At 51.6% G+C, this 19665-nt stretch carries 20 protein-coding genes, 1 tRNA gene and 4 pseudogenes; 19 read left to right on the forward strand and 6 right to left on the reverse strand.

The window, feature by feature from the left end; all coding sequences use genetic code 11:
- The first annotated feature begins 5 nt into the window (after positions 1-5).
- The 12 genes and pseudogenes from cheD to HPY30_11485 all read left to right on the forward strand — a co-directional run bounded on the left by cheD (position 6) and on the right by HPY30_11485 (position 10959).
- Positions 6-632 carry a chemoreceptor glutamine deamidase CheD gene (gene cheD / locus HPY30_11430; GenBank protein ID QYZ66543.1) on the forward strand — a complete coding sequence of 209 codons (627 nt, stop codon included), beginning with the start codon at positions 6-8 and terminating at the stop codon, positions 630-632.
- Between the two features lie 46 nt (positions 633-678).
- Positions 679-1749 (forward strand): annotated as a pseudogene (locus tag HPY30_11435) (chemotaxis response regulator protein-glutamate methylesterase).
- A 135-nt stretch (positions 1750-1884) separates the two neighbouring features.
- Complete coding sequence (locus HPY30_11440; GenBank protein QYZ66544.1) at positions 1885-3096, forward strand: chemotaxis protein; 1212 nt, start codon at positions 1885-1887, stop codon at positions 3094-3096.
- A 57-nt stretch (positions 3097-3153) separates the two neighbouring features.
- A complete protein-coding gene (locus HPY30_11445) occupies positions 3154-3474 on the forward strand; it encodes an STAS domain-containing protein (GenBank protein ID QYZ66545.1) in 321 nt (106 codons plus the stop codon).
- A 20-nt stretch (positions 3475-3494) separates the two neighbouring features.
- On the forward strand, positions 3495-3800 hold the full coding sequence (locus HPY30_11450; GenBank protein QYZ66546.1) for an STAS domain-containing protein: 306 nt from the start codon (positions 3495-3497) through the stop codon (positions 3798-3800).
- A 72-nt stretch (positions 3801-3872) separates the two neighbouring features.
- Positions 3873-4964, forward strand: a complete 1092-nt coding sequence (gene ychF / locus HPY30_11455) for a redox-regulated ATPase YchF (protein ID QYZ66547.1) — start codon at positions 3873-3875, stop codon at positions 4962-4964.
- An 88-nt stretch (positions 4965-5052) separates the two neighbouring features.
- A tRNA-Met gene (locus tag HPY30_11460) sits at positions 5053-5129 on the forward strand.
- Between the two features lie 1369 nt (positions 5130-6498).
- A complete protein-coding gene (locus HPY30_11465; protein ID QYZ66548.1) occupies positions 6499-7932 on the forward strand; it encodes an ankyrin repeat domain-containing protein in 1434 nt (477 codons plus the stop codon).
- 170 nt (positions 7933-8102) lie between these two features.
- Positions 8103-8351 (forward strand): hypothetical protein, encoded by a 249-nt coding sequence (locus HPY30_11470; protein QYZ66549.1) that lies wholly within the window; start codon positions 8103-8105, stop codon positions 8349-8351.
- A 76-nt stretch (positions 8352-8427) separates the two neighbouring features.
- On the forward strand, positions 8428-8859 hold the full coding sequence (locus HPY30_11475; protein QYZ66550.1) for a hypothetical protein: 432 nt from the start codon (positions 8428-8430) through the stop codon (positions 8857-8859).
- Positions 8860-8934: 75 nt separating this feature from the next.
- On the forward strand, positions 8935-9366 hold the full coding sequence (locus tag HPY30_11480; GenBank protein QYZ66551.1) for a hypothetical protein: 432 nt from the start codon (positions 8935-8937) through the stop codon (positions 9364-9366).
- Positions 9367-9648: 282 nt separating this feature from the next.
- A complete protein-coding gene (locus tag HPY30_11485) occupies positions 9649-10959 on the forward strand; it encodes an ammonium transporter (GenBank protein ID QYZ66552.1) in 1311 nt (436 codons plus the stop codon).
- Between the two features lie 65 nt (positions 10960-11024).
- Here the strand turns inward: HPY30_11485 and HPY30_11490 are convergent, their stop codons facing one another.
- Positions 11025-11438: a 6-carboxytetrahydropterin synthase gene (locus tag HPY30_11490; protein ID QYZ66553.1), complete on the reverse strand. Its 414-nt coding sequence runs from the start codon at positions 11436-11438 to the stop codon at positions 11025-11027.
- A 209-nt stretch (positions 11439-11647) separates the two neighbouring features.
- On the opposite strand from HPY30_11490, the gene HPY30_11495 reads away from it, so the two are divergent.
- The 7 genes and pseudogenes from HPY30_11495 (at position 11648) to HPY30_11525 (ending at position 16427) form a co-directional block, all read left to right on the forward strand.
- Complete coding sequence (locus HPY30_11495; GenBank protein ID QYZ66554.1) at positions 11648-12109, forward strand: hypothetical protein; 462 nt, start codon at positions 11648-11650, stop codon at positions 12107-12109.
- Between the two features lie 202 nt (positions 12110-12311).
- Complete coding sequence (locus HPY30_11500) at positions 12312-13409, forward strand: GNAT family N-acetyltransferase (protein ID QYZ66555.1); 1098 nt, start codon at positions 12312-12314, stop codon at positions 13407-13409.
- A gap of 163 nt (positions 13410-13572) precedes the next feature.
- Positions 13573-14136, forward strand: a pseudogene (locus HPY30_11505) (V-type ATP synthase subunit B).
- A gap of 104 nt (positions 14137-14240) precedes the next feature.
- Positions 14241-14570: pseudogene (locus HPY30_11510) on the forward strand (IS256 family transposase).
- A gap of 79 nt (positions 14571-14649) precedes the next feature.
- Positions 14650-15177 (forward strand): hypothetical protein, encoded by a 528-nt coding sequence (locus tag HPY30_11515; protein QYZ66556.1) that lies wholly within the window; start codon positions 14650-14652, stop codon positions 15175-15177.
- 19 nt (positions 15178-15196) lie between these two features.
- Positions 15197-15877, forward strand: a complete 681-nt coding sequence (locus tag HPY30_11520; GenBank protein ID QYZ66557.1) for a DUF2764 family protein — start codon at positions 15197-15199, stop codon at positions 15875-15877.
- Between the two features lie 49 nt (positions 15878-15926).
- Positions 15927-16427, forward strand: a complete 501-nt coding sequence (locus tag HPY30_11525; protein QYZ66558.1) for a bifunctional (p)ppGpp synthetase/guanosine-3',5'-bis(diphosphate) 3'-pyrophosphohydrolase — start codon at positions 15927-15929, stop codon at positions 16425-16427.
- Here the strand turns inward: HPY30_11525 and HPY30_11530 are convergent.
- From HPY30_11530 to soxA, 5 genes and pseudogenes are all read right to left on the reverse strand, one after another.
- Positions 16417-16956, reverse strand: coding sequence for a translation initiation factor 2 (locus HPY30_11530; protein QYZ66559.1), 540 nt, complete (start codon positions 16954-16956; stop codon positions 16417-16419). The genes HPY30_11525 and HPY30_11530 overlap by 11 nt on opposite strands.
- 29 nt (positions 16957-16985) lie before the next feature.
- Positions 16986-17567 (reverse strand): translation initiation factor 2, encoded by a 582-nt coding sequence (locus HPY30_11535; GenBank protein QYZ66560.1) that lies wholly within the window; start codon positions 17565-17567, stop codon positions 16986-16988.
- Positions 17568-17732: 165 nt separating this feature from the next.
- Positions 17733-18404 carry a rhodanese-like domain-containing protein gene (locus HPY30_11540; protein ID QYZ66561.1) on the reverse strand — a complete coding sequence of 224 codons (672 nt, stop codon included), beginning with the start codon at positions 18402-18404 and terminating at the stop codon, positions 17733-17735.
- A 31-nt stretch (positions 18405-18435) separates the two neighbouring features.
- Positions 18436-18675, reverse strand: a pseudogene (locus tag HPY30_11545) (SoxXA-binding protein).
- Between the two features lie 134 nt (positions 18676-18809).
- Positions 18810-19646: a sulfur oxidation c-type cytochrome SoxA gene (soxA, locus tag HPY30_11550; protein ID QYZ66562.1), complete on the reverse strand. Its 837-nt coding sequence runs from the start codon at positions 19644-19646 to the stop codon at positions 18810-18812.
- Positions 19647-19665 lie beyond the last annotated feature (19 nt).

Here is a 19665-nt window from a genome sequence, read left to right on the forward strand (position 1 = left end):
GTGACATGATGCATAAGGAACTGACCAGTTCTCTACCGGGGTTTGAGACGATCAACCGGTATTGGGATCGAAATCATAAGATGCCGGCGGCCAAGATTCTGCCGGGAGAATATTATGTGACGACCAATGACGAGATCATAACCACAGTACTGGGTTCCTGTGTGTCGGCGTGTATTTGGGACACTGTTTTCGGTATCGGTGGTATGAACCATTTCATGCTGCCTCTGAGTGACAGCGGTTCCTGGGGGGGGAGTGATCTTGTGAGCACCTCCACCCGGTACGGGAACTACGCCATGGAGCATATGATCAACGATATTTTGCGTCACGGTGGGCATCGTCCCAATCTGTCTGTGAAGATCTTTGGGGATGGCAAGATTATCAGTGGAATGTCGGATGTTGGAGAAAAAAACATTCAGTTCATCCGCGAATATATTGAGCAGGAACAGTTAAGGCTTTTAGGTGAGGATGTCGGTGATATCTACCCCAGAAAGGTTGTTTTCTATCCCGCCAGTGGCAGGGTGAGAATAAAGAAACTCAAACATATGCACAACGATACAGTAGTCAAGCGCGAGGTTGCCTATCAGCACGATATTGAAGAAGCGCCAGTGGTGGGTGAGGTGGAGCTTTTCTGATTAATAACAAACGAGAAGGTTTAGTTGTAGCGATGGAAGAAAAATCATGATCAAGGTTCTGGTGGTGGATGATTCAGCGCTGGTGCGCCAGTTGTTGACATCAATCCTGAGTGACGATCCCGGGATCGAAGTGGTAGGAAGTGCCGCCGATCCTTTTGTGGCGCGTGACAAGATAAAGAAGCTGAACCCTGACGTTTTGACGCTTGATGTTGAGATGCCGCGCATGGACGGTGTTACATTTCTCGGCAATCTGATGCGTCTGCGCCCGATGCCGGTGGTGATGGTATCCACCCTGACGGAACAGGGTGCCGACGTCACGCTGCGTGCACTCGAGGCTGGTGCGGTGGACTTTGTTTCCAAGCCGAAACTGGATGTGGCCCACGAGTTGCCCGAATATTCGGAAGAGATCATTGGCAAGGTCAAGGCGGCGGCCAATGCCAGGGTGCGGGCACTGGAACGGCGACCGGCCAATAAAACCAAGGTCACCAAAAAATTGAGTGCCGATGCAGTGCTTTCCAAGCCTGTGATGAAAAAACATTTCCGCACCACGGACAGAATCATCGGCATCGGTTCATCCACTGGCGGTACGGAGGCGATCAAGGACGTGCTGCGTGATCTGCCGCCTAATATGCCTGGTATCGTGATATCACAGCATATTCCCGAAGCCTTCAGTGGTCCGTTTGCCCAGCGGGTCAACAGCATTACAGCCCTGACCGTGCTCGAAGCCACTGATGGTCAACAGGTTCTGCCGGGACATGTCTATATCGCTCCGGGTAACCGTCATCTCATCATAAAGCGGGATGGTGCGCGATATATCTGCAAGCTGAACGATGGTCCTCCGGTTAATCGCCACAAGCCATCGGTGGATGTCATGTTTCGCTCTCTTTCCCAGAATGCGGGGGCTAATGCCATTGCCGTTATGTTGACCGGTATGGGGGATGACGGGGCTGCAGGGATGGGATAGATGAGGCAAGCAGGTTCTCCAACCATTGCACAGGATGAGAGGACGAGCGTTGTTTGGGGCATGCCTGGAGAGGCGGTGAAACGGGGTTTTGTGGAGGAAGTCCTTTCGTTAAACAAGATCGGCAAACGCTTGCAGGAGTTGAGTTCCGAATAGTATCCGGGATGATGTTTGCTGCCCAATTCCAAAAAGAGGCTAAGGTTTTTTCCGGTCTCGCCGATAAGCAGTAAAGAGCCCGGCAAGTCAAACCAGCTGTAACGGGTTGCATTTTTCGAAACTGGACGCTGTAGAGTGAAAGCCGAATATCTGAAAACCCATTGGATACCCTATCTGGCAAGCGTGGTGCTGTTTGTCGCTGTGCTGGCGCTGGGTTCAGGTTGGTTTGAAGCGGGTGCTTTTGTGACGCTGACGGCCTTATGGGGAGTACAGCATCGCCGACTCTATCAAGCGGATCGGGACAAGGCGCGAACCCTGAGTGCAACCGAAGGTGGATCAGCACTTGCTTCCGAAATGCAGGGATTGGCAGATGATCTGCAAACCGGTGTCAGTGGTCTGACGGGGTCACTGGAGCATGAGTTGAGTCAGATTCGATCGCTGGTTGGCGATGCCGTCGGTACCCTGCAAGGCAGTTTCAATGGCATAAATGATCAATCCCAGGCCCAGTTGGACATGGTTCACGCGATGTTGGCCAATGTTGCGGACAATATCGAAAATGAGAACGGGCGGGTGTCGTTTGCGGAATTTGCCCATGAGACGGACAAGGTTTTGCGGTTTTTTGTCAATCATGTTGTCGAGATCAGCCAAAACACCATGTATATGGTGGAAACCATCGAGGATATGGCATCCCAGATGGATAAGGCCGATGCGCTGCTGAACGATGTCAAAATGATTGCCGATCAGACCAACCTGCTGGCGCTGAATGCGGCCATAGAAGCAGCTCGCGCCGGAGAGGCTGGACGGGGGTTTGCGGTGGTGGCTGACGAGGTGCGCAAGCTCTCGCAGCGTTCGAACCGTTTCAACGACGAGATACGTGGAGTCATTGTCGGTTCCCGCGATAGTATTTCCGAAGCCAAGAATTCGGTGGCAAAGCTTGCCACCAAGGATATGACTTTTGCGATTCAGTCCAAATCCAAGGTTGATGAGATGATGGAGCAGATCGGTCAGATGAATGAAAGCACTGCTTTGCATCTCTCTCAAGTCTCCGAGATGTCCGGCCGGATCAACTACTTGGTGGGCGACGCGGTACGCTCGTTGCAGTTTGAAGACATTGTTCGGCAATTAGCGGGTTATAGTGAACACCATATTGGACGCCTGAATGAGATTTTCAGGCGTGTACAGTCAGACATTGATGGCATGATGCAGGATCCGGCTGGCAGTGTCGGGACTTTTGCAGTGAAAATGGGGCAGTTGCGGGTCATGATCCATGAAGAATTCTCGCAGGAACAGGCGCACAAGCCGGTGGATCAGGCATCCATGGACGAGGGTGATGTGGAGTTATTTTAGTGTTGACGGGGCCGGGTAGTGGGGCCGTCTGCTCACAGATGTATTTATTGGAAAGTCATGGCGATTATTGCAAAAACTTCAGGTGATGGACGGCTTGTCCGGATATTGATCAATGGGCGCTTTGATTTTTCGCAGCATGCGAATTTTCGCAATGCCTATACGATAGAGGATGCCTCTTACCGTCGTTATGAGATCGATCTGTCGAATACCTCCTACATGGATAGTTCCGCCTTGGGTATGTTGCTGGTGCTACGCGAGCGTGCAGGTGGAGATAAAGCGGATATTACGCTCATAGGCTTCAATGATGAGGTCGGACAGATTCTGAACATCTCGCGTTTTGATAATCTTTTTAAACTCGAAAGACCCCAGGCAGCTTAGGCCGGGTTACAGGAGGACATATGTCGATTAGCAAATCTCTTTCAACTGACGGTGCAAAGGTGACGATTACCGTTGCTGGAAGGTTTGATTTTTCAACTCACCAGGATTTCATCAAGGCCTACAAGGAACAGCCAAAAGGTGAGAAGGAATATGTCGTGGATCTCTCCCACGCAGAATATATGGATAGCTCCGCGATGGGAATGTTGCTGCAGTTGCGGGAGCATAGCAGCAAAAAACCGGGCAGTGTGGTGCTGGTAAATGGTAATGAAGCGATCCAGGATATCCTGAGGATCGCCAATTTTTCCGCCTTGTTCACTATCCAGTAATTTCAATCCGACTGGAAACCCGTTTAATCTTTCCGGTATCCTTGCCGCTAATTTTTAGCGGGATATCAGACCATGGGATTTAAATGTGGCATCGTGGGCCTGCCGAATGTCGGCAAATCCACCCTCTTCAACGCACTGACCAAAGCGACTATTGCGGCGGAAAACTATCCGTTCTGTACTATTGATCCCAATGTAGGGGTGGTTCCGCTGCCTGATTCCCGGCTCGATGTGATTGCAGAAATCGTCAAGCCGCAGAATATTCTTCCTACCACGATGCAATTCGTCGATATTGCCGGCTTGGTTGCCGGGGCTTCCAAAGGTGAAGGGCTGGGAAATAAATTCCTGGCAAATATCCGTGAGACCGATGCAGTTGCCCAAGTCGTGCGCTGTTTTGAGAATGACGACGTGGTCCATGTTGCCGGTAAGATCAACCCATTGGCAGATATCGAGGTGATCAATACGGAGTTGGCGCTGGCCGATCTCGAATCCGTTGAGAAGGCACTGGACAAGACTGCCCGCCAGGCGAAGACCGGAGATAAAAAAATACTGGCGCGTAAGGCACTGTTGGAGCGTGTTCGTGATCACCTGGATGAAGGCCGTGCGGTACGCTCCATGGCGCTTTTGGACGATGAGTTGCTGGAACTGCGGGATCTGTTTCTGCTCACCATCAAGCCGGTGTTCTACATCGCCAACGTCGATGAAGAGGGCTTCGAGAACAATCCGCATCTGGACAGTGTTCGTGAGATTGCAGAAGCTGAGGGTGCCGATGTGGTGCCGGTCTGTGCTGCCATCGAGGCGGAGATCGTAGAGCTGGACGAGGAGGACCGGGAGGCGTTTCTGACGGATTTGGGTCTGGATGAGCCGGGACTGAATCGGGTGGTGCGGGCAGGCTATCATCTCCTGGGGCTGGAGACCTACTTCACCGCAGGTGAAAAAGAGGTGCGAGCCTGGACCATCTCAGCCAGCGCGACGGCGCCCCAAGCAGCCGGCGTGATTCACACCGACTTTGAGCGGGGTTTCATACGCGCCGAGGTCATTGCCTACAACGATTTTGTCGAGTTCGGGGGCGAGCAGGGCGCCAGAGATGCAGGCCGGCTGCGCTCGGAAGGCAAGGAGTATGTGGTCAAGGATGGGGATGTCATCCACTTCCGATTTAATGTCTGAAAAACGTTAGCAGGCCCTGGGCAGTTGACATGATTTGGTTGCATCAGTATTCTTCCGGGCCTTCGCAGTGTTCTGCGGCAATAAAATTGGCAAGGTAGCTCAGTTGGTTAGAGCACCGCACTCATAATGCGGGGGTCGGCAGTTCAAATCTGCCCCTTGCTACCATATTTTCAATGACTTACGGCTGCTTCGGCGGCCGTTTTCATTTCTTGTGTGACGGCTCGAAGAATCGGCGTCGTTACGCGTCTTCCCTTTCGGGCCTGGAAAGACCCGGGCTGTCTCGTTGTTCCGCTGTCCAATGATGATCGATCTGGTGGTCACTGGTCGTTCCCGTCCGGTGCTTCGGTCTTTGGGACAGAAGTAGCCAGCCAGGGCGGATTTCTGTCACGCAATAACCGCGCTGTATAGTTCAGAACAGCGATCACGGTGCGAAAAGCGCGTCCGACGGCTTGATGCCCTGCTGATCCCTTTCGAACGCCCCAGCATGCCCTGGTGGACGTGTGATAGCAGTAACCTCCGATGTAGGTGTCTAGTGGGCCATGCGGAAAATAAGTTCACAGCTTTCATCCCTTCGCGGCGTCTGCCGTCGTTGCAAGACGCTTGCTGTAGAATGGCTACAGCGGCGGTCTTGCGCCTTGCCAGGCACCACAAATGAATAAAATCTGTTTCCTTACTTTCCGCATGGCCCACTAGCGGTTCCAGGTCTGTGATTGTCCGTTCGCCGCTTTAGCCTTTTCACTCATACCCAGATATGCGGTGGCTTGTTTCTTTTGAGGAAGCAGGTGCCGGTGATCATGCTGAAATAACAGTCTCTGGGCTGTCATTGGCGGAAACACTTCGCCTGTTCCAGGCATCTGCCGGTGTACAGCCATTGGCGTCATGTTCTTCGTCACACAAATCGGCTATTCGTAGATCCATGGCGCTTCAGGCCGTGCCGTACCAGGTAAAGTTGTGATGATGCTGTCGAAATTGAGGAAAACCCGCGAAGGTAGTCAGCAGCGTTGTTGGTACCATTGATGACGAAGAGGCGAAGCGGTGCATTGATGCAGATTCCGATCTGCTGATCCGCTTGAAAGAAGTGCTGCATTCGTTTCAGCTCAGTATGGGGAAGAGGGGCGGTATTGATGGTGGATCTAACCCGATATATTAACCACAACGAACTCGCTTTTGTAGCGGCTGCGGACTCGATGTTGTCGATCGAGATCTGACCGATGTGATTGAGGTGATATGCGGCATTACCAATGAAAATCGGCTACTATGGGACGGAATCGTGACTAAAGAGGCACAGAAATGGGCCATGGACACGTCTTTGACGACCGACTCGATACTCTGTTGGTGGCGACTTCTCGCCGCACAAACCCTATTTATCCCGTCTCCAGCCTGCCTGCTGAAAACAATTTCCCACTAAATGAGTTTGGGCGGTCACTACCGGGCTGCTCTGTCCAGCGGGCATTTACCCGCAGAGCGCAGCATATGTGAATAAATGCTTAGATATTAGAGAATATGCGATTTTTTGCGTGAAAGAGAGGCTTGTATGACTAATGTTGAAAGACTTTTTGAAGCATGTGAATCGGGGTGTCTAAATGAAGTGATGAGTCTGATAGCCCCGAGATTCTTATTTGTAAGCCTCGCGTCAAAGGTCGAGATAAATACAATTGATAAGAATGGTAATGCTCCGCTGCACATTGCGTCAAAGAATGGCCATAATACAATCGTTAAGATACTCATTGACAAGGGCGCCGATGAAAATCTCACGAACAAGAATGGCGACACCCCACTGAATTGGGCATTAATCAAAGGCCATGAGGATGTTGCTGAGTTTATCATTGGAAAAGGCGCTGATATTAATGCCGCAAATAAGCATGCTAACCCTCCACTACACAAGGCTCTGGAGTTTAAACGCAGAAACATTGCAGAACTGCTTATTAACAAAGGTGCAGATGTGAACGCGGTGGATAGGAATGGCAAGACTGCGCTTCTGTGGGCGTCGATGCAAGGCTTTGAAGATATTGTAAAACTTGTTCTACAAAAAGGCGTAGATTTAAATGCATCTGACAAGTATGGCAATACTCCGGTGTACATGGCATTGAAGGGTGGCCACAAAAATATCGAAAATCTCCTCGTTAGCAAAGGTGCAGTTGTAGAGAGTCATATTAAAGACACGGTGGAAGAAGAGATGCCTCAGCCTAATGAGCGAAACTCTGGTGGAGACGTGTTTATGATGCCTATTGGAGACGGTCTCTTTGGTGCGTGTCGAGTGATTCGTAGAGGCGACCCAGCCAAACGACATCTGAATGATTGGATGGAAGTAACGGAAAATGGCATTCTCGTTACCCTGACTGCTTGGATGGGAACAGCGCAACCAGATATTTCCGAACCAAAATTGAGGGAGCCGTTGCGCAAGACCTTCGGGGATTGGAATGGTGAAACCGAATTAATTTGGGTTACAAAACCACTTCCTGCTGAGTTCATATGCATCGGAAAGCTACAACCAACCGCTGAAGAATTGAAGCTGAATAGTAACGAAAATTCAGGCTGGTATTGGCTTTTGGATATGGTTGCAGAACAATGCAAGTGGGAAAAAGAAAGTAAAAAAGGAGATGCAACTGAAATCGATCCTAACATAAAAGAAACAATGATTACTGAGTATTTAGATGAAACACTTTTTTACGCATCAGAAGGTGGAAATCTTGCAGAAATCACTGCTGCAATCCATGGGGGAGCTAATTCCAATGCTCATAATGGAGTAAATACCGCACTTATGATGGCTGCACGAAATGGCCATATAGAAGCGTTAAAGCTTCTTCTTGATGCAGGTGCTGACCCAAACATTACGAATAGTGCAGGAGATACTGCACTCCGATGGGCAGGAGAGAACTCAGATATTATAGAAATACTTCGGGAGGTTACTGACTTAACAAAGGAAAAATCTATTTTTGAATTTCCTCTTATGAAACAACGAGAATGAAGAACTCTGAACGCTTTGATTGGTTGCTTATTGAATATCTATCATGGTATCGATCCAGATAAGGTTGCGGACACCAGCCTTGGATATTTAAGCGTTTAGGGTCAGAGTAAAAACTCCAGGAAAGAATAAGGATTTTTACTCTGACCCTAAACTTACAGTTATGAATTCATATGAGTAAAGGTCAACAACAACATAAATGTGATGAAAACTGGTACAAAGATGCCGAGGTTGTTTATTCAAAAATAAACGTTGAGCAATATTCTTGGGTTTTGGTTCAAACTTGGTATGCATCTGAACATGAAGTATCAGACGGTATGGCAGAAAAAGTGGGTGATATCATCAGTTCGCATGATTTACTTATTTCTTTTTGTCCATTTTGTGGGGAAAGATTGACGGATATTAAGCCGAACACATGGTAAATCATAACAAGCAGGTAAAGTTCGCTCCCGTTGGTCGCTGGGACCTCCGCTACTCTACGGCCCCTTACCTAAAACGTTGAACAAATTTCGTGAAATATTTAGAGAAGTAGCACTATCAGCAACAGAAGGAATTACTGTACCTGCAGTATTGGATAAAGGTGAGGAAAAAGACATATTAGTAATACCGAAACAGAGGGAAAATGGTTTTGGAGTTTCATTAGAATGTTTTGATTACGGTGTTTATCCTTTAGCAGAAGGTTGGCACAGTGGTTGTTGGGACGTTACTGTGTGGGTGCCACAACAGTTAAAACAGGGGTTAGCCGAATTTATAGATTCAGTCTTAAATGATGCCGTGTTTGAAATCAGGTATTCAAACTTAAGGCCATACAAATGGATAATGTATTATCAGTTCGAAGGCGATCGCATGAGTGATGAAGTTGGAACAATTCTATTTAATTGGTTTGGCAATAGAACGGTAAAACGGTTTACCAATGCGGAAGAAACGTAACAAGGAAACAATAGGGGGTAGACCACGTTTTTTTAGCAGTCATCCATAATAACCGTGGTCTGTCCCTATTATTTGATGAAAAATTGGCTACACACATTCTTTCGTGGCATCTTGCCACTAGGCATAAGCATTTTTTTGGGATGCTCTGAGATAGAAGAATCAATACATTACTACGATAAAAAAGTGTATGAGCGCTTTATTATCAAACTAGATAGGAAAGGTATTTCATATCGGAAAGGGTATGAGTTGAGTGTTTTTTATCCTCTAAGCGAGTCTGAACGAGTATTGGCGGTAAAAAAAGAAATCGAGTCCGAGTATTTCACTGGCTGTGGCGGAAGTATGGTTTCCCCAGAAAGACAGATGATTTTGGAAGCAGCGTTAATGAAAAGCGGAATTCCTTTTAAGATCGTCATTACGGATGAAGGGGAAAAAGTAGTCTGCCAAACTGAGTACCAGGAGGCCTTCCATGAAATATTTGAAAAGGCCCTAAAAGGCGACATCAAATGAGCGCCTTGCTACCCTAATTGAAAAGCCCCGCGACTCAATCTGAGTCGCGGGGCTTTTTTTGCGTCATCGGAACGCTGTCATGACTCAATATGGTGCAAGTCATTCGTTTTTGCACCATGCACGTGCAAAGCGGCGAGATGAAAAGATGTTCTGCCCGACTTAACACCATGTAATTATTTATGTTTTTTGTGAAGGCACAATTATTGCTTTAGTAGGCACCAATTCAAAGCAGTAAACGAAATTAAGTCTCAAAATAAAACTTGTTCGAAATAGGTGTAAACAATGTCAATCGTAAACAGATCAATTAGAGCGGCGTTTGGGGTGATGGCCCTGATCTCGATTCCGGCCATGGCCGTGGCGGAAGAGGCTGTCATGAACAGTGCCAATACCGGCTGGATCATGACTACCACCGCACTGGTGCTGTTTATGACCCTGCCGGGCCTGGCACTGTTCTATGGTGGGTTGGTGCGTACCAAGAACGTGTTGTCTGTGTTGATGCAGTGTTTTGCCATCGCGGGTGTTGCCAGCATCATCTGGTTCCTCTTTGGCTACAGCCTGGCATTTGGTGAGGGGAATGCCTGGATCGGGGACTTCAGTAAGGTCATGCTCTCCGGTGTCGGCAAAGAGACGCTCTCAGGTGACATTCCTGAATCCCTTTTCATGATGTTTCAGATGACCTTCGCCATTATCACCCCGGCGCTGATCATTGGCGGTTACGCGGAGCGAATGAAATTTTCCGCCATGCTGATCTTCAGCACGCTCTGGCTGATAGTGGTCTATATCCCCGTGACCCATTGGGTCTGGGGCGGTGGCTGGCTGGGCGCTATGGGGCTTTACGATTTTGCCGGTGGCACAGTGGTGCATATCACCGCAGGTGTGGCGGCTCTCGTTGCAGCCATGGTGCTGGGGCCGCGCAAGGGGTTCGGTTCTGCCGCGATGATGCCGCACAATATGACCATGACGGTTACCGGCGCCGGTATGCTCTGGGTCGGCTGGTTTGGCTTCAATGGCGGCAGCGCGCTTGCATCCGATGGGAGTGCCGCGATGGCGATATTGGTGACTCACATCTCCGCTGCCATGGGGGCTATAACCTGGGTGGTTCGGGAGTGGATCAAGTTCGGCAAACCCAGTGCATTGGGTGCGGTTACAGGTATGGTGGCCGGCCTCGGCACCATTACGCCGGCGTCTGGTTTTGTCGGTCCCGGTGGTGCCTTGATTATCGGCCTGCTGGCGGGGGCTGTCTGTTTCTCGGCAACCAACTATCTCAAACAGGTGTTGAAGATTGATGATTCACTGGATGTTTTTCCGGTGCATGGTGTCGGCGGTATCATGGGTACCCTGCTTGCGGGCGTCTTCTCTGCCACATCCCTTGGGGTTTTCTCCGGTTATGGTTTCGCTGAGGGCATTGAAACCATGGGGGGGCAGGTCTATGTCCAGTTTATCGGTGTGGTGGCGACTATTGTTTTTACCGCAGTTGTGAGCTATCTCATTCTCAAGCTGGTGGACAAGCTGGTGGGGCTGCGGGTCACAGAAGAGGACGAGATCCAAGGCCTGGATGTCGCACTGCACGAAGAGCGCGGTTACGACCTCTGATCAAATTCAGCCTGGAGTAACGGGAACCTGCCGGGCCGATGGTCCGGCGGGTTTTCTTTGGCCCGTTATTGACCTGATGGGCGGCGATAGCTGGCCAGGGCGCTGTCGGTTTCGTAGATTGCCACTTCGACGACGGGAAATCCCCCCTTTGCAACCTGATCAAAGATCAGGCGGGCGATGTTTTCGGCAGTGGGATTGTTTTTCATCACATAGACCCGTTCTCCTGCGGCCTGCAGCGTGGGCAGAATCGGATCGTCCTGGTGCATCAGCATGTTGTGGTCGAGCTCGCTGTCGATCCACTGCTTGACGAAACCCCCGATATCGCTGAAGTCGCAGACCATGCCCATCTCGTCCAGTTCGCTGCTCTCCAGACGAATCACCGCAGTGGCGTTGTGGCCATGCAGATAACGGCACTTGCCTTTGTGGTTGAGCAGGCGGTGCCCGTAGCAGAAATGAATCTCTTTGGTGACGGTGTACATGTCAGCGGTATCTTGATCTGAAAGAGGCTGGAGTATAAGGCCTGATTTAAGTGCCCGCCACTGCCGGTGCTCTGTGCATGTGAAAATTACGTGTACAGCGTCCCTCTTGGAAACCATTAAAGAAAATCATGGATTCACCGCTATAGTTTGAGGGACTTACTCTTTTTGCGTCCCTGAAATCCTGGCCGATAACATTGGAGAGTGAAGGCATGAGTTCGGACCACCGTTTTTTGATGATCGCGGATGAGGCAGTCGACCATCTGGAGCGCTTGATGAAGCGTTTTCCACATCTTGCATCGGAACATGTGCAGGATGCAGTGGAAAGCTGGCAAAAAAGAGGGAGCGGCGGGATTGAGATGGTCATGCCTGGGGCAGAAGCCGATCCCGATGAGGCACTGGCGGAATCGGCGATCGCGCTCATTCAGGACCACATGGTGGAGGATGTCATGGACAGACTCGCTGAAGAGAACGATGTTGAAATGGACTATGACCGGCTGATTGGTCTTGTGGGCAAGGATCGCTATATTGGTTCTTTGCGCCGGGAAATCATTGAGTTGAGGGCAAATTCTGTTTCGCTGGAGCAGATGGCTGAGTTGTGGAACAGCATGGGCAAACCAGCCCTTGGTCAGGAGCAGTGGACAGCCAAAACCATCTCGCTACTGCTGGGATGATTTGATTTTTCAGATTGTTCAGCAACAGGACTCTACCCACAGCCATCCAGGCGCCCCCTCCCCCCCTATTTGGTGTAAATCAGAAATCAGATTGGATTGTGGCCGATAAAAACGTTACAGCGTAGCTTTTGGCCATTACAATCGGTGGAATAACAACGATTATTCATCCACCACGAAAGCCCGGACTGGAAACTCAATCAATATGGAATCCCAAATTATTACCCGCTGGTCAGATTTTGATCAGCTCAAGGAAGGCTGGGATGCGTTGCTGAAAAACTCATGGGCGGATACGGTTTTTCTTACCTGGGACTGGATCCAGGCCTGGCGGGAGGCGGTCCATGAGGCGGTGGAGCCCTTTGTCGTTGTGGTGAGAGACGACAAGGGTGACCTCGTGGGTTTGGCCCCTTTCTATATGGCAGAGTTGCGTCTGCTGAATCTGGTCTCCTTCAAGACGCTTCGGATCATGGCGGACTATGCCACCGGTGCGGAGTACCCTGACTGGATTGTGTCCCGGCATGTGGAAAAAGAGGCGGTGCAGGTGATTGTCAGTGCGCTGCTCGAGGCCAATGGGAGATGGGATACCATCTGGATGCCGCACATGACCGGCTGGACCGGCAACATTGAAAATATCAGTAGCGCCTGTCAGACAGGCGGCCTACCCCATCGCTACAGAGCCACCCGCTTCGGCTACTTTGACCTGCCTGAGACGATGGCGCAGTTCGAAGCACATTTCTTTGGCGAAAGACTGCAGGAATTACGTGACGAACGGTCTGCACTTCTTTGTAGAGAAAATGTGGAGATCACCCGTTGTACCAACAAAGCGGATCTGCCGGGACTCCTGGAGGCGTTGTTTGAGTTGCATGATCGACGGTGGAGCCTGGCGGGTGGTGCAGGGCGCAAACCCTATGAAGCGGAATTCTACCGTTTGTTTGTGCAGCGGGTTTTCGATGAAGGTTTGCTTAGGCTTGCGGCGATAACAGATGGTGGGAAGATAGAGGCGATTCAGATCGGCTCTATCTACAACAACCACTATCTTCTGCTTCAGGAGGCCTTGAATCCCGACGCTGTGCCGGGGGTGGGAGAGGTATTGCGCGCCCTTGTCATCGAAGATTGTATTAATGCCGGGGTCAAAGGTTATGATTTTCTGATGGGTGCTGACGAGGAGAAACGTCGTTGGGGGGCAGAGGAGAGGAGCGGCTACGATCTGTTTATCGGCTCCCCCAACCTCAAGACCCGTCTGCTGTTCAGTAAAGAGATCTGGCCGACCGGCCGATTTCTTACGCAATCCAGACAGAACTAAACAACTATACCTATCCCTTTGAATGTAGGCCGGATCAAGCGCAGCGGATCCGGCATGAGTTGTTCTCAGCATTTTGCCTGATGCGCTACGCGTGATCAGGCCTATGGGCTTGCCTGGGCTAATCCCATCGGTTACAAAGGGTGTTCGGCCAATGGAGAACGCCATGAGTCTGAGCCTCGCCCACTACTCTCGAATTACCGAGATCGTTGGTGACATCATCAAGGTACAGGTTCCGGAGATGGGATCGGGCCAGGATATCTGTTTTGGGGATCTTGCGCTGGTGGAGGATCGGGATGAGAACCGCTCTCTCGCCCAGATCATCGGCATGCAGGACGATCAGGTCAGTCTACAGCTTTTTAACGGCACCAAAGGGGTCTCAACGGCATCCACCGTGCGCTTCCTCGGTCATCCGATGGAGACGACCTACTCCGGCAATATCCTCGGGCGGATCTTTCGCGGCACCGGTGAGTCCATCGATGACGGTTCCTCGCTGACTCACGATCAGCGGGTGGCGATTGGTGGACCCTCGGCCAATCCCATGCGGCGGGTACTGGCCTCGAAGATGATCCGCACCGATGTGCCGATGATCGATGTCTTCAACTCCCTGGTGGAGAGCCAGAAGATTCCAATCTTCTCTGTCTCCGGCGAGCCCTTCAACCGCTTCCTGTCGCGGGTCGGTATCCAGGCCGATGCCGATATCGTGGTCTTTGGCGGCATGGGACTGATTTTGAGTTATAACTGAATCTGGTGTTTGACTGATTTGAAAAAAGGCGGCGTATCTGGTTGATTTGTAGTTGCGACACGACAAACAATCTGAGGAGATACGCCACCATGAAGAAGAATACCGTTGTTGGCCTGGCAGGTCGAGATACGATTGCTGACCCGCTGACAGAGATGCTCAAGGCAGGGGCACGACAGTTGATCCAGCAGGCAGTCGAGGTTGAACTGCAAGAGATGCTTGAAGACTACTCAGGACGACGCACAGAGGATGGCAGGGCCGGTGTCGTGCGCAACGGCTACCTGCCTGAGCGAGAACTGCAGACAGGCATGGGGCCTGTAACAGTCCGGATACCCAAGGTTCGCGCCAAGACGGGCAAGCCGCTGACCTTCCGCTCTTCACTGGTACCTCCCTATGTGCGGAAAACGAAGTCACTGGAGGCGATCGTGGAGGGTTTTATGCGGTTTTTGCCTTTGTTTTCGCTTTAGTGCTCAGCGCAGATCTGCCGGGAGTGAAATAGCAATGGCAAAAGATAATAGTGCACTACAGGTCTCTTCCGGTGCTGAGGCTCTGATAGAGCGGCTGCACGACGAAGGTGGGCAGGAGAGGGCAGAGAAGATTGTCGCCGACGCGGAACACCAGGCGGCCTGGATCGTGGAACAGGCCGAGTTGGAGACAGAAGCATTGAAAAAGGCAGCACGGGAGCAGGCCGAGCAGACCCAAAAGGCACTGCAGGAGTCGCTGTCGGTGGCGGTACGTGATGCCATCCTGTCGTTGAAGTCGACTCTCAGCGCCCGTTTTGCCGATGAGGTGCAGCGGGCGGTCGGCCGGGAGATGAGTCGTGAACAGATGTTGCAACGGCTGATTCTGGAGGTGGCCGGAAGGGCGAAAGAACAGGTTGACGAGTCGGATGATGATCTGCCGGGCATCCGTCTCTCTATTCGAGGTGATGCCATCAAACTGGATGTCACAGAGGCGGCGGTGACAGAACTCCTCCTGGCCCATCTGCAGCCCCGTTTCCGGGCGCTGGTGGAAGGCATCGTCCGTTGACTATTCAGCACAATTCAATATGTCTAGAGATTCCTGCATTACCCTGATCACTAGTCTGCCCTATGCGGGGGAGCTCTTTGCTGTGTCTCAGACACCGATCTCACGCATCCAGCTTGAATCGCGGTTGAGTTTTCTGACGCCGGAAGATGCAGCGCAATTGCAGGCTATTGAAGGGCTGCTGTGGTGGTCCTCTCATTCCCATGAAACGTCTGATGCTGAAATTGCCGTGGAGACCAAACGGTTGCTGGCGGAACTGAATAACGAGTGGCTGCGGCAATTGGTCCGTCAACGTATGGAATTCAGAACACTGGTAGCGGCATTGCGGCGGCGCAGACGTGGAGAGTCTGCACCGGATCTGAATGCAGATTGGGGTTTTGGCCGTTGGCTGGGTGTGATCCACAGAAACTGGAGTGAACCCGGCTTCAGCCTGGAACGCGCCTTCCCCTGGGTGCTGGAGGCGAACCGGCTGTTACGGGAGGAGGACCACCTGGGGCTGGAGCGGCTCCTGCTGGGAGAGCAGTGGCGCAGCCTGGATCAACAGGGCGAGGGCCACTACTTTGATTTTGAGGCGGTAGTGGCCTATGTGCTGAAATGGGGCATCATGGATCGCTGGTCCAGCTATCATGGTGAAGGGGCTGTGCGGCGTTTTGAAAACGTATTGGACGCTGCAGTAGGAGAGTATGCGCAAATGTTTGCGTGAATGCAGGGTCTGTTTGTGATGTTTCTTCGTTTGGATCTATATTTGGAAGATGAGTGACGAGCTGCTACATAGGGCGAGAGTGTTTGCCATTGAGGCGCATGGAGGGCAGCGCTATGGCGATAAACCCTATATCTATCACCTGGATCAGGTGGCAGGGCTTGTCGAGTCCTATGGAAATGATGCTCAGATTATAGGCTACCTGCACGACGTGGTTGAAGATACACCGGTGAACCGCTTCGAAGTGGCGGAGGTGTTTGGCCACTTTGTTGGTGCTTGTGTGGAGATTGTCACCGACGAGCCGGGACGTACCAGGGAGGAGAGGAAGCGAAAAACCAACCAGAAGATGTGCCGCGTGAGCGGTAGCCATGAACTGGCGCTCGTGGTGAAGGCGGCGGACAGGCTGGCGAATGTTACTGCATGTATAACGGAAAGAAATGGCCATTTGCTGGAAAGGTATCTCCGGGAGCAGGCCGTTTTCAGATCAGCTGTCTACCGCAAGGGACTGTGTGATGATATCTGGTCTCGCATCAGCGAATGTCTCAAGGCATGATCGGGTTCATTATACCCATTGGCCGGGAGATCTGACGCACATTGCTGCGCATGACCCCCACTCCATCGGTGATCTGGATGAAACGCTGTTCGATGTTGCCCATGCCGCCGCCTAAGTGGCGCATATCCCGTTCGATGAGGTCCATTTCATCCGCCATGGCGCCCATGGACTCGCGCACTGACGGCATCAACTCCCCCATAGACTCCGTGTGGCTATAGATTTCGTCCATGTTGGCCATATGCTTGTCGATCAGTTCAACCTTGGCGGTGACTGAGTTCATGCTTTTGTTGACGCCCTTCAAATTGGTGTGCATGGAGTCCATGCTGTTGACGATGCCGTTCAGATCCTCCCACAGGATGCTGATGTAGTAGACGTTGAATATTGCCACGATCATCAGAAACGCGGCAACGGCATAGAGGAAGAGGTTCGTGATGCGGAAATGGTGGTGTCGTTCGTCGAGATGAATCTGGGTCTCACGTCCGAGACGCCCGATCACCTCCACCATTAATCGTTTGGGATCTTCTGCCATCTTTGTATTCCAATAAGGAGAAATCCGGGCTAGGGAAGAGGGAACATCTTGTTCATTGACCGGGCTGGCTGGCCCATGCGGTGCATGTCATGTCCCATGCGCTGAATATCGAAATTCATCTTGTCGATGGCCGATGAGATATAAGCGATGTTTCCGTCCACGGAATTGACATGGTGTTGGATGCCGCTGAGTGTGCCGCGCATACGCCGGAGATCGACAGTGATGGTACCCATCTCCCGGTCCATCGTCTCCGTCTGGCCGTTGATTCCGTTAAGCAGGCTCACCCGCTTTTCCATTGACGTGATGTAAGTGTCGATATTTTCCATCTGGGTCGAGACGGAGGTGAAGTTCTGATTCATGTCACCGACCACCGCAGAGATACGGGTGATCTGTGATGACAGTGTCAGCAGCAGGATCAGAATGGAGATGGCAATGAGGCCGAGAATGATAAGCCCGGTCCGGATGCTGTAGTTGAGCCGGTCACCGAGAATATTTTTAATCTCGATCTGGCTGACGATGATGGCTTCGAACGAGGTGACGGCACGCACCAACTGCTCGTCGGTAACGGGGTCTTGCGTACTTTTGACAGCGGTTTTGTCCTGCTCGGTCATGCGACCGGTCTCCAAACGGGGTAACGGGAAAATGCTAACTTAATCCGCTTGGAATTAGAAGGATTATTACCGACTGTCAAACCATTTCTGATGGAAGATTTGCGGGTAGAAGGGCAAAAACTCCAGCGCCTTCAAGGCGCTGGAGTTTTTGCTGTGGGGGGTGGTTTAGTGGTTGACCGTGGTCAGCCCCAGGCTGACCCAGGACTGCATGCCGCCGCGATACCACTTCAGCTTGTAGGCTGGATATCCCAGTCGGGCCAGGGTCTTGACATTGACCGCTGACTGCGGGCACCAGGCCCCGTTGCAGAAGAATGCCAGGGTCTTGGCGTTACGGAAGTCCCAGCTGCCGTTGATCAGCTTTGCCCCGAATGAATCCTGCAAAATATCATGCAAGGTGTCTGCTTCAGCATCGATTGCGAAGGTGCCTTCAACGTCGACGTTGATCTTGTTCCAGGGGATATTGATTGAGCCCGGAATGGTGCCGTGAGTCATCCATTCAGGGGTGCGGGAGTCGATCACCTGTACGGTACGGTCTCCGTTGGCAACCCGCTTCAGGTAACCCAGAACCTCCAGTTCACCCAGGGTTTCAATGCCCTGGCCCAGCGGCATCGGCTGGATGCAGAAAGGTGGACAGTGGCGGGAGATCTTGTTGTAGGCCTTGGGAACCGTGGCGTTTTTGTCGCTGCTTCTTTCGATAGTGATGCTCTTTCCCTGGTGAATCACGTCAACGGATCGCAGTGTCGAAGTGATATTGTTGCCATGGTCAGCCATCGCTGCTCCAGACAGCGCAATTCCGCCAACCAGAGCGAGTCTTATCAATGCCTTGGCATATTTCATTATTAACTTCCTCCTGATAGGAAAGTCGTGATCAATATTTGAGGTACGAAGGCATCTTCAGATCTTTCTGTGCGACTGCCTGTTTGTATCCCATTTCGCCCTGTGACTTTGCCTTTGCCGCGAGTTTTTTGGCGGTTTTATAGTCACCCTTTGCCAGTGCTGCCTTGGCCTTTTTCAGCATCTTGCCGATATCACGCCATTCGCCTTCCACAGAGGCGGCTCTCTTGCGCGCCTTGTCGGCGTCGGCGATCATCTTTTCGACCTTGGCGGCTTCGGCGTTGGGGGCTTTCGCCGCATCTGCCGCCTGGACAGTGCTCAACCCGCCGAATAGCAGCACAGCCAGGATCATTACATAACCAATCATTTTATTTTGCATAGTGTACTCCGGATCTCTCTGTTTCCTGACTATTTCCGTGCGCCCGGGCCGTTCAGTTCGAGGCCATTGCTCATGTAGGTGAGGAAATACTCAAGGTTTCGGTACTGCTCGCCCTGGGCTTTGAAAGGCTTGGCTCGTACCTGTTTGTTGCATCCGGTAAAGCGGCGATGCAAGGTGCCCACGGTGCCCCATTTGGAACGATAGACCGGGAAGTGGGTGGTGTGACCGAGTGCCGGGCCGAGTGTATCGGCACGAATATTCATGCCGGCATTCTGCAGATGGCAGTTGGCGCAGGAGAAGTTCAACTGACCGCGGCGGGTATAGTAGAACTTTTTGCCCTTTTCGTAGGCCGCAAGCGCGCGAGGATCATCTTGAGGGATGATTACGTTGGTCTTCTGACCGCGTGACTCGTAGGCGATGTAGGAGAGGATGTCGTTGATGGGGCCCTTTTTATATTTCAGAGGCTTCTCCCCGTTGGCCTCACGGCATTTGTTGAGGGCCAGGGGCAGGGTGATGACCATGCCGTTCTTTTTGTCCCAGAGGGGATAGATGCCTGCGATGGCGGGTCCGTCAGCAAAGCAGTCCTTGTAGGTTTTGCCGTTGGCAAAGGGCTTTTCCCACATTGCCTGGCCTTCATCGATGAAAGGCTCGTAGGGTGGGAACTCTTCAATGGCTTCCCAGTTTTCACGTCCGACAGGGTCGATGGCATAGACGCCGTTGCCGTACTCTTCTGTTGCTACACTGGCAAAGCGGTTCTTGTAAAAATTCTGGAAGGCTTTGAGGTCAGCCTCCGGAGATGCCTGTGCAGATGCTGCAATACCGCCGGCAACGGCCAGCATCGCAATCTTTTTCAGTAAGTGTTTCATGATCTGATTAATCTCCAAC

The sequence above is a fragment of the Gammaproteobacteria bacterium (ex Lamellibrachia satsuma) genome, from assembly GCA_019623805.1.
Classification (GTDB): Bacteria; Pseudomonadota; Gammaproteobacteria; order Chromatiales; family Chromatiaceae; genus QGON01.

Bases quoted from the DNA above. Each gene is read 5' to 3' on its own strand.
- HPY30_11520 (QYZ66557.1), top strand. From the start codon at position 15,197: ATGTCTAGAGATTCCTGCATTACCCTGATCACTAGTCTGCCCTATGCG.
- HPY30_11465 (QYZ66548.1), top strand. From the start codon at position 6,499: ATGACTAATGTTGAAAGACTTTTTGAAGCATGTGAATCGGGGTGTCTA.
- HPY30_11525 (QYZ66558.1), top strand. From the start codon at position 15,927: ATGAGTGACGAGCTGCTACATAGGGCGAGAGTGTTTGCCATTGAGGCG.
- HPY30_11500 (QYZ66555.1), top strand. From the start codon at position 12,312: ATGGAATCCCAAATTATTACCCGCTGGTCAGATTTTGATCAGCTCAAG.
- HPY30_11490 (QYZ66553.1), bottom strand. From the start codon at position 11,438: ATGTACACCGTCACCAAAGAGATTCATTTCTGCTACGGGCACCGCCTG.
- HPY30_11540 (QYZ66561.1), bottom strand. From the start codon at position 18,404: ATGAAATATGCCAAGGCATTGATAAGACTCGCTCTGGTTGGCGGAATT.
- ychF (QYZ66547.1), top strand. From the start codon at position 3,873: ATGGGATTTAAATGTGGCATCGTGGGCCTGCCGAATGTCGGCAAATCC.
- HPY30_11530 (QYZ66559.1), bottom strand. From the start codon at position 16,956: ATGGCAGAAGATCCCAAACGATTAATGGTGGAGGTGATCGGGCGTCTC.
- cheD (QYZ66543.1), top strand. From the start codon at position 6: ATGATGCATAAGGAACTGACCAGTTCTCTACCGGGGTTTGAGACGATC.
- HPY30_11470 (QYZ66549.1), top strand. From the start codon at position 8,103: ATGAGTAAAGGTCAACAACAACATAAATGTGATGAAAACTGGTACAAA.
- HPY30_11485 (QYZ66552.1), top strand. From the start codon at position 9,649: ATGTCAATCGTAAACAGATCAATTAGAGCGGCGTTTGGGGTGATGGCC.
- HPY30_11495 (QYZ66554.1), top strand. From the start codon at position 11,648: ATGAGTTCGGACCACCGTTTTTTGATGATCGCGGATGAGGCAGTCGAC.
- HPY30_11480 (QYZ66551.1), top strand. From the start codon at position 8,935: ATGAAAAATTGGCTACACACATTCTTTCGTGGCATCTTGCCACTAGGC.
- HPY30_11535 (QYZ66560.1), bottom strand. From the start codon at position 17,567: ATGACCGAGCAGGACAAAACCGCTGTCAAAAGTACGCAAGACCCCGTT.
- HPY30_11445 (QYZ66545.1), top strand. From the start codon at position 3,154: ATGGCGATTATTGCAAAAACTTCAGGTGATGGACGGCTTGTCCGGATA.
- HPY30_11515 (QYZ66556.1), top strand. From the start codon at position 14,650: ATGGCAAAAGATAATAGTGCACTACAGGTCTCTTCCGGTGCTGAGGCT.
- soxA (QYZ66562.1), bottom strand. From the start codon at position 19,646: ATGAAACACTTACTGAAAAAGATTGCGATGCTGGCCGTTGCCGGCGGT.
- HPY30_11450 (QYZ66546.1), top strand. From the start codon at position 3,495: ATGTCGATTAGCAAATCTCTTTCAACTGACGGTGCAAAGGTGACGATT.